The 8,508-nt window shown below is 66.1% G+C and carries 10 protein-coding genes and 3 tRNA genes; 2 read left to right on the top strand and 11 right to left on the bottom strand.

Going from position 1 to position 8,508, the window contains the following annotated elements; genetic code table 11:
• Window positions 1-389 precede the first annotated feature (389 nt).
• The 10 genes from SSKA14_RS15615 to SSKA14_RS15570 all read right to left on the bottom strand — a co-directional run bounded on the left by SSKA14_RS15615 (window position 390) and on the right by SSKA14_RS15570 (window position 6,309).
• Window positions 390-466 (bottom strand) — tRNA-Arg (locus SSKA14_RS15615).
• A 32-nt stretch (window positions 467-498) separates the two neighbouring features.
• A tRNA-Arg gene (locus SSKA14_RS15610) sits at window positions 499-575 on the bottom strand.
• A 69-nt stretch (window positions 576-644) separates the two neighbouring features.
• Window positions 645-721, bottom strand: a tRNA-Arg gene (locus SSKA14_RS15605).
• Complete coding sequence (locus SSKA14_RS23525; RefSeq protein ID WP_083797386.1) at window positions 712-1,638, bottom strand: alpha/beta fold hydrolase; 927 nt, start codon at window positions 1,636-1,638, stop codon at window positions 712-714. The genes SSKA14_RS15605 and SSKA14_RS23525 overlap by 10 nt, the downstream gene beginning before the upstream one ends.
• A complete protein-coding gene (gene thiD / locus SSKA14_RS15595) occupies window positions 1,635-2,444 on the bottom strand; it encodes a bifunctional hydroxymethylpyrimidine kinase/phosphomethylpyrimidine kinase (RefSeq protein WP_008264936.1) in 810 nt (269 codons plus the stop codon). The genes SSKA14_RS23525 and thiD overlap by 4 nt, the downstream gene beginning before the upstream one ends.
• A 64-nt stretch (window positions 2,445-2,508) precedes the next feature.
• The gene (locus SSKA14_RS15590; RefSeq protein WP_008265511.1) at window positions 2,509-3,177 is read right to left on the bottom strand and encodes a YoaK family protein; all 669 of its coding nucleotides are present in this window, start codon (window positions 3,175-3,177) and stop codon (window positions 2,509-2,511) included.
• Between the two features lie 12 nt (window positions 3,178-3,189).
• Window positions 3,190-3,696, bottom strand: a complete 507-nt coding sequence (locus tag SSKA14_RS15585; protein WP_008264693.1) for a hypothetical protein — start codon at window positions 3,694-3,696, stop codon at window positions 3,190-3,192.
• Window positions 3,693-5,093, bottom strand: a complete 1,401-nt coding sequence (locus SSKA14_RS15580) for a PhoH family protein (protein WP_006432428.1) — start codon at window positions 5,091-5,093, stop codon at window positions 3,693-3,695. The genes SSKA14_RS15585 and SSKA14_RS15580 overlap by 4 nt, the downstream gene beginning before the upstream one ends.
• An 84-nt stretch (window positions 5,094-5,177) precedes the next feature.
• Window positions 5,178-5,657 carry a peroxiredoxin gene (locus SSKA14_RS15575; protein WP_008265833.1) on the bottom strand — a complete coding sequence of 160 codons (480 nt, stop codon included), beginning with the start codon at window positions 5,655-5,657 and terminating at the stop codon, window positions 5,178-5,180.
• A 91-nt stretch (window positions 5,658-5,748) separates the two neighbouring features.
• The gene (locus tag SSKA14_RS15570) at window positions 5,749-6,309 is read right to left on the bottom strand and encodes a glycine cleavage system protein R (protein ID WP_005409051.1); all 561 of its coding nucleotides are present in this window, start codon (window positions 6,307-6,309) and stop codon (window positions 5,749-5,751) included.
• A gap of 164 nt (window positions 6,310-6,473) precedes the next feature.
• On the opposite strand from SSKA14_RS15570, the gene dapA reads away from it, so the two are divergent.
• Window positions 6,474-7,367, top strand: a complete 894-nt coding sequence (dapA, locus tag SSKA14_RS15565; protein WP_008267741.1) for a 4-hydroxy-tetrahydrodipicolinate synthase — start codon at window positions 6,474-6,476, stop codon at window positions 7,365-7,367.
• A gap of 32 nt (window positions 7,368-7,399) precedes the next feature.
• Window positions 7,400-7,915: a hypothetical protein gene (locus SSKA14_RS15560; RefSeq protein ID WP_008267845.1), complete on the top strand. Its 516-nt coding sequence runs from the start codon at window positions 7,400-7,402 to the stop codon at window positions 7,913-7,915.
• 198 nt (window positions 7,916-8,113) lie between these two features.
• Here the strand turns inward: SSKA14_RS15560 and fdxA are convergent, their stop codons facing one another.
• The gene (fdxA, locus tag SSKA14_RS15555; RefSeq protein WP_005409054.1) at window positions 8,114-8,437 is read right to left on the bottom strand and encodes a ferredoxin FdxA; all 324 of its coding nucleotides are present in this window, start codon (window positions 8,435-8,437) and stop codon (window positions 8,114-8,116) included.
• Window positions 8,438-8,508 lie beyond the last annotated feature (71 nt).

Genomic DNA, 8,508 nt, shown 5'->3' with positions numbered 1-8,508 from the left:
ATTTCCGCGATCTGTCGGAACGGCGTACTGCTCTGGTAGGTGTCGACCTTGGTCGACACGGTAGATCCACGCCATGCGTGGATGAATTCATTCGATATCTGACAGATGTGTCGACCAAGGTCGACACCTACCAACAGCCGCGTGAACCTGTCGAAGGTGGGGCGGTGTCGGAGTGCGGGGTGTCAGCCGCATGGATGCGGCTGCCAAGCCTACATGGACGTACTTGCGGCGTCCCCGCACTCCGACACCGCCCCGCCAACCCACGGAATACCAGCTTTTGCTGTTGAGGTTGCCGGCCAGCGGCCGGCACTACCTCGGGTGCAGGGCGCAGCCCTGCCGAAAAACACGCATAAAAAAACAGCAGGCCGAGGCCTGCTGTTTCGGTGTAATGGTGCGCCCGGAGAGATTCGAACTCCCGACCGCCTGGTTCGTAGCCAGGTACTCTATCCAACTGAGCTACGGGCGCCAATTACATAAACTTGTTGTGCTGACTGTGTATGGTGCGCCCGGAGAGATTCGAACTCCCGACCGCCTGGTTCGTAGCCAGGTACTCTATCCAACTGAGCTACGGGCGCGCGGTACACAATCAACTTACTGCCAAATTTTACTGCATTTCCAGCGGCGGATGCTGGAAACCTGTCGAGTGGTGCGCCCGGAGAGATTCGAACTCCCGACCGCCTGGTTCGTAGCCAGGTACTCTATCCAACTGAGCTACGGGCGCCCTGCGACAGGAGCGGAATTATGCGGATGTCGGCGCGCACCGTCAACAGTTTTGTGAAAATTTTCACCCAACTGAATGAAAAAGCAGTCAGCCACGGCGTCCGGGGCTTTCAGCCACGCGAAATGATCGGCATGCGTGCCCAGTTCCTGCGCAGACAGCACGCGCAGCTGCGCGTCCACATTCGGCAGTTTCGCCAGCAGCGTGCGCATCGAGCCGGTCGGTGCCAGCCAGTCATGTTCCATCAGCACTGCCTGAGCGCTGCCGTGCACCCGCGCCATCTGTGCATCCAGGTCTTCATCCATGCCAACAGCAGCGTAGTGGTTGTTCAGGCCAACGCGCGCCCAGTCGGCGATCAGTCCACGCGCTTCAGTGCCACCGAAGCCGAGGCGCCGACCATGCAGCACGCCCTGGCGCTGCGCGATCCACGGCAGGAAGCGGTAGACCAACGGCAGCAGCCAGCCGCGCGGCGGAGGGAAGCCGCGCCAGAACGGCGAGCCACTGGCCGCCAGCCATAGCCGGTTGAAGTGTTGCGGAGCGCGGCCGGCATGCACGCAGGCCAGCTGTCCGCCCAGGCTGTGGCCACCGATGATCCACGGCAGGGGGCCAGCTTCGTCATCCGCTGCAGCCAGCACGGCCTGGCTGGCCGGCAGATCCTGTTCGAGTACCTCGCGATAGCCCCAGTCCTGCGTGCGTGACGGGCGCAGCGAGCTGCTGCCGTTGCCGCGCCACTCATGCAGGTACACCGCAACCCCCTTCGCCGCCAGCGCCTGTGCCAGCGGCAGGTAGTGGCGCGCGGCCACGCCCAATGCCGGCAGCCACAGCAGGCGCGCGATGGGCTGCGCAGGCACGCAGGCAATCACCTCGTAACGATGGCCGTCGTCGCACTGCACAGCGAGCGTGTCCGGAGTGACGCTCATGCGTGCGGTGCCGCGCCGAAGTGATCGAGCACCAGCACCTCGCTGCGGCCGGGGGCGTAGCCCCTCTGCAGCCCGCGCGCGACATAGTCGATGCCGGCCTCGCAGGCATTGGCCAGGCTCAGGCCGTTGCACAGCTGCGCGGCGATTGCCGAGGCCAGCGTGCAGCCGGTGCCGTGCGCATCCAGCGGCAGGCGGGCGTGGATGAACTCTTCGCTGCTGACACCATCGAAGTAGCGATCGATCACCCGATTGCCCTCATGCAGATGGCCGCCCTTGAGCAGAACGGCGCCGGCACCGAGGTCGAGCAGGGCGGAGGCGGCCTGCTCGGCATCGTTACCGTTGCCGATGTTCCGCCCGACCAGCAGTTCTGCTTCCGGTGTGTTCGGGGTGATCAGCGTGGCAAGGGGAATCAGGCGCTCACGCATCGCCTGCAGGGCGCTGTCTTCCAGCAGGCGTGCGCCACTGGTGGCGACCATCACCGGGTCCAGCACCACGTGCGGTGGGCGATGGCGCTGCAGTGTGTCGGCAACGACGTTGATCACCTCGGCGTTGGCCAGCATGCCGAGCTTCACCGCGTGGATATCGAAATCATCGAAACAGGCCTCCAGCTGCGCACGCAGGAAGTCGACCGGCGGCACGTGCACGGCGGTCACGCCGCGGGTGTTCTGTGCGGTCAGCGCGGCGATCGCCGACAGGCCATGCACGCGATGTGCGGCGAACGCCTTCAGGTCGGCCTGGATTCCAGCACCACCGCCGGAGTCGGAGCCGGCGATGGTGAGGGCGGATACGGGAGTGGTCGGGCTCATCCAGCGATTGTGCCGTGGTCCCGCTGGGGAAGGTAGCTCCGCGCCATGCGTGGATGTCCTTGACTCAATGCCGCCAGCGCGCCCACTGCTGGTACACCACATAGCCCAGCCCGGTCAGGCCGGTCAGCAGGGCGGGGGCGAGCAGGGCGTCGTACTGCCAGCGCATGAACAACCAGGCGCCGAGGATGCCACCGGCGAGGAAGCCGCTGATGATCAACCCGCTGAGGGTCAGTCGGCGAACCTGCAGCGGCAGCCCACGCAGCAGGTGGCCCAGGCCGATGCCGAGGTCGGTGAACATGCCGCTGAGGTGGGTGGTGCGCACCACTGCGCCGCTGAAGGTGGTGGCCATCGCATTCTGCAGGCCGCAGGCCATGGCGGCGGCCAGTGCGCCCCAGATCTGGTGCTGTTCGAACAGCGGAATGGCCACCAGCAGCAGCGCCGATTCCAGCGCCAGCGCGACGCCGTAACGACGCCCCAGCTGCAGGGCGCTGTCCTGGATCAACAGGCCGCTGAGCATGGCGCCCAGCGAGAAGGCGATCAGCAGGCCCCACAGATGCCCGACCGCACGCCAGTCGCGCTGGGCCAGCGCCATGCCCAGCTGGCTGGTGCTGCCGGTCATGTGGCTGACCGCCTGATGCTCGAAACCCAGAAAACCGACCACGTTGACCATGCCGGCCACGCACGAGAGCGCAACCGCACCGATCCAGACCCAGGTGGGCAGGCGTATTCCCATCGGCAGGGCCCCTCAGGGCCCGCCGAAGCCGCCGTTGAACTGCAGCTCGCTGAAGGTGTTGCTGGCCGGGTCGAACACGGCGCCCCAGAACTGTGCACCGCCATCGCAGACGCGGATCGCTTCACGGGCCGGATTGACGCCGCTGTCGTCGGGCAGGTGGAAGGCGTTGATGTAGATCAGCCGCTTGCCGGCACTTTCGATGCCAACGTACTGGCGATCGAAGTCCAGCACCTTCGGCACCTGCGCCTCCAGCGAGGACAGCTTCGCTTCCAGCTGGTCGACCTGTTGCCGGCTGGGCGCCCAGTAGCCGCTGACCCGCCCGGCCTCGCGGCCGGGGCTGGGGCGTGAGCAGGTGTCTAGCACCTGCGCGGCGATGATCGGGCGGGTGACCACCCAGGACTGTCCGGTACGCTCGGCGGTCGGCACGCTGGCCGGGCCGCGCGTGGTGGTGCAGGCACCCAGCGCGGCTGCGAGGGCGATCGCAGCCGTGGGCAGCAGCAGTCGGGTGCAGCGGCTCACAATACCTCCGAAGCGTAGTCGGCCAGGCGCGAACGCTCGCCACGGCGCAGGGTGATGTGCGCGCTGTGCGGCCAGTTCTTGAAGCGATCCACCGCGTAGGTCAGGCCCGAGGTGGTCTCGGTCAGGTACGGGGTGTCGATCTGCTCGACGTTGCCCAGGCAGACGATCTTGGTGCCGGGGCCGGCACGGGTGATCAGCGTCTTCATCTGCTTCGGGGTGAGGTTCTGCGCCTCGTCCAGGATCAGGTAGCGCGACAGGAAGGTGCGGCCGCGCATGAAGTTCATCGAGCGGATCTTGATGCGGCTGGCGAGCAGGTCGTTGGTCGCCTGGCGGCCCCAGGTGCCGCCTTCCTGGTTGTGCGTCAGCACTTCCAGGTTGTCGGTCAGTGCGCCCATCCACGGCGTCATCTTCTCTTCCTCGGTGCCGGGCAGGAAGCCGATGTCCTCGCCGACGCTGACCGTGGCGCGGGTCATGATGATCTCGCGGTAGCGCTGCTGGTCCATCGTCTGCGCCAGGCCGGCAGCCAGTGCCAGCAGGGTCTTGCCGGTGCCGGCGGTGCCGAGCAGGGTGACGAAGTCGATCTCCGGATCCATCAGCGCGTTGAGCGCGAAGTTCTGCTCGCGGTTGCGTGCGCTGATGCCCCACACGGCATGGCTGCCATGGCGGAAATCGTCGACCAGCGACAGCACCACCTTGCCGTCGCCCACCACGCGGCTGACGCGCAGCTCGACTTCATCTTCGCCGGGCAGGTAGACGTACTGGTTCGGATACCACTCCTCGCCGTCCTGTGCCTGGATTTCGTAATGGGTGCGGCCCTTGTCGCTCCAGCTGCGCAGGTCTTCGCCGTGGCGCTTCCAGAAATCTTCCGGCAGCTCGGTGGCGCCGGTGTAGAGCAGGCTGAAATCGTCCAGCGCGCGATCGTTCTCGTAGTCCTCGGACACGATGCCGGCGATCGCCGCCTTGATCCGCAGGTTGATGTCCTTGGAAACGAACACCACCGGCAGGTCCGGGGTTTCTTCCTTCAGGGCCAGGATCGCGCCGAGAATGGCGTTGTCCGGGATCACCTGGCCGAAGCTCTTGCCGGCGTCGAAATGGCTGGTCTGGAAGCGCAGCTTGCCGGCGCTCTGCTTGCCGCGCAGCTGCAGCCCATTGGGGCGCTGCAGCGGAATGCCGTCGGCCAGGTTGTCCAGGCCGGACGCCTGCACCAGCTCGTTGAGGAAGCGGCTCACCTGGCGGGCATTGCGGCTCGCTTCGGACGTGCCCTTCTTGCCGTTGTCCAGCTCCTCGATCACCTGCATGGGCAGGTAAACGTCGTGCTCCTCGAATTTGAACAGCGCGGTGGGATCGTGCATCAGCACGTTGGTATCCAGCACGTAGATGCGCTTGCCTCGGGTCATCGTCGATTCCTGGTTACGGACAGGGAAAAACCATCACGGCCTGCCGCAGGGCAGGATGATGGCAGACACAGTAGGCAGTGGGACTCACTTGGACTGGGAGGCCTTCAGTTCGGCGAGAACGGCATCGGCATGGCCGGCAACCTTGACCTTGCGCCAGGACTGCACGATGCGGCTGTCGGGGGAAATCAGGAAGGTGCTGCGTTCGATGCCACGTACCTGCTTGCCGTACATGTTCTTCATCTTGATCACGTCGAAGGCGTTGCACAGCGCTTCGTCGCCATCGCTGACCAGCGGGAAGTTGAAGCCCTGCCTGGCGCAGAAGTTGTCGTGCGACTTCACCGAATCGCGGGAGACACCGAGCACGACCGCACCGGCCTTGCGGAACTTCGGCAGCAGCGCATTGAAGTCGATGCCTTCGGTGGTGCAGCCGGGGGTGCTGTCCTTGGGATAGAAGTACAGCACCAGCCAGTGGCCGGCGTAATCGCCGAGGGCGGCCTGGTCGCCACCGGACAGGGCCAGCGGCAGGGAGAGGGTGGTGCTGTCCAGGGTGTCGCCGTTGTTCATGAGGTCCTTCTGTCGAGCCTGGGTTCTTTCTACGACAATTGCATGAAACGCCACGCGCCCGTGAGGGACGTGCGAAAAATCAGGAATTCATTCAGAACTTCATCGGGTCCATGATCGCGTCCAGGTTCAGGTGGTCGCAGAATTCAAGGAAATCGTCGCGCAGCGCGGCGATGTGCATGTTGGCCGGCACGCCGATGGTGACCTGCGCGCTGAACATTTCCGCACCGGTCTGCATGGCGCGGTAGCGCGTGCTCTGCAGGTTCTCGATGGTGATGCCCTGGCGGTCGAAGAAATCGGCCAGCTGGAACAGGATGCCCGGCTTGTCGGCGGCGATCACTTCGACGATGTACGGCAGCAGGTTGGACTGCGCCTGCTTGGCAGCGGTGCGGTACCAGACCAGCTTCAGGCCTTCCTCGCGCTCGAGCCGGGTCAGCATCGCTTCCAGCTTGGCCACCGAGTCCCAGGAGCCGGTGGCCAGGGCGGTGACCGAGACATCGCGGCCGACCGTGGCCAGGCGCGCGTCCACCAGATTGCAGCCGCTGTCGGCGATGCGGCGGGTGACGGACAGCAGGGGAGACTCCGGATGCGTCGTATAGGCGTTGATCAGGAGGTGGTTTTCGCTCGGCGCGGGGCGCGGGGTGGTGTCGGTCAAGGCGATTCCGGGTAATGCATGCGTTAGTCTGAATGCCCGCCAGAGGCGGGGATCCACCAGTGTCCAGCATACTTGCCCGTGCTTTCGCGCCGCAAGTAACATTCAGGTCGCCCCCGCCCTTTCGTGGCGGGCGTTTTCCCTTCCCAGCCAAGAGCAGCACGTCCTTGTCCCTTTCCGGCCTCATCACCGCGCTGGCGACCCCGTTCCGGGCCGACGGTGCCCTCGATCCCGACGGTTGGCAGCGCCTGCTGCACCTGCAACTGGAAGGTGGCGTCCATGGCGTTGTCGTAGCCGGCTCGACCGGTGAAGCGGCGACCCTCACCGATGCCGAGTACGACCTGCTGCTGGCCAGCGCGGTCGAGCGCATCGGCGGCCGCATCCCGGTCATGGCCGGTACCGGCCTGTCGGGTACGGCCAAAACCATCGAACAGACCCGCCGGGCCGCCGCGCTGGGTGCCAGCCATGCGCTGGTGGTCACCCCGCCGTACGTGCGGCCGACCCAGGCCGGCCTGATCGCGCACTACCGCGCGGTTGCCAACCAGGGCGGGCTGCCGGTCGTGCTGTACAACGTGCCCGGCCGCACCGGTTGCGACATGCAGCCGGAGACCGTGGCCGAGCTGGCCCGCCATCCCAACATCGTCGGCATCAAGGAAGCGGTGGGCGACACCGGCCGGGTGCAGGCGCTGCTGGCGCTGCGCAGCCCGCAGTTCGCGGTGCTCAGTGGCGATGACGGCACGGCCGCGCGCTCGATCCAGGCCGGTATCGACGGCCTGGTCTCGGTCGGCTCCAACGTGCTGCCCGGCGCCTATCGCCGCATGTGCGAGCTGGCCGCCGCCCATGACCACGATGCCACCGGGTCGTGGGATGCGCGCCTGCAGCCATTCCACGATTTCTGCGGTGTCGAGCCGAACCCGATTCCGGTCAAGGCGCTGCTGCGCCGCATCGGCATCGGCCACGACCTGCGCCTGCCGCTGCTGCCGCTGTCGGCGGCGCATCATCCGGCCGCCGACCATCTTGCCGGCGACATCGCCGCCCTCGAAGCCCTTTCCAGCCACTGACCTTCCGTCTTGGTCTGACCCAGGAGATTCACATGCGTCAATCCGTTTCCACCGTCCGCGTGCTGTCCTACGCCCTGCTTGCTGTAGCTGTCGCGGCCGGCACCACCGGTTGCTTCAAGCGTGGCGTCAAGGGCGACTACGCCCTGGCCCCGGAAATGCGTCCGCTGGAAGTGCCGCCGGACCTGAACCTGCCCAACGCCACCTCCGACAACAAGGTGCCGACGCTTGCTTCGGCGACCAAGCCGGCGGCGCCGGTGGCTGCGGCCCCGGCCGTGGGCAACACCGGTTTCACCATCGCCGGCGGCAAGGATGAAGCCTTCGCCAAGGTCGGTAGCGCGCTGGAAGGCGTGGCGGGCGTGACCATCGCCAGCCGCGCGCAGCTGCTGGGCTCGTACGACGTGGCCTACGAAGGCAGCAACTTCCTGGTCCGCGTGGTCGCTGTCGATGCCGGCGCCTACATCTCCGCGGTCGACCCGCGTGGCCTGCCGGCCACTGCCGAAGCGCCGGTCAAGCTGATTGCCGCACTGAAGGCGAAGCTGGCCCAGTAAGAGCCGGTCGGGTGGGTGCGGGCCCAGGTCCGCACGTGCCCGGGTAGGGGCCGACCTTGGTCGGCGCTTCTGTGCCAACCAAGGTTGGCACCTACCGGATCGGGTGGTTGGCACCTACCGGATCACGCGGTTGGCATCTGCCGAAGAACAGAAAAGGGCGCCCATGGGCGCCCTTTTCGTTGCCGCAAGAGGCGCTTCTCAGCGCTCCAGCAGCTTCAGCTTGTCCGGCTTGCCGTCCCATTCGCCGGCGTCGGCGGGCGGGTCCTTGCGCACGGTCAGCACCGGCCATTCCTTTGCCAGTTCGGCATTGAGGGCGACGAAGCCTTCCTGCCCGGCGGGGACATCGTCCTCCGGGAAGATCGCGTTGACCGGGCACTCCGGCTCGCAGAGGGTGCAGTCGATGCACTCATCCGGGTCGATCACCAGGAAGTTCGGGCCTTCGTGGAAGCAATCCACGGGGCACACTTCCACGCAATCGGTGTGTTTGCACTTGATGCAGTTTTCGGTGACGACAAAGGGCATGGGCTGGGGGTGGATCGATTCCTGAACCTGACAATTCTAGAACAGGTTGGCCCCCGGTGTCGGCGCGGGGC

Origin of the sequence: Stenotrophomonas sp. SKA14, from assembly GCF_000158575.1 — a bacterium.
GTDB classification, from domain to species: Bacteria; Pseudomonadota; Gammaproteobacteria; order Xanthomonadales; family Xanthomonadaceae; genus Stenotrophomonas; species Stenotrophomonas forensis.
This window is presented reverse-complemented; position numbering and strand designations above follow the sequence as displayed.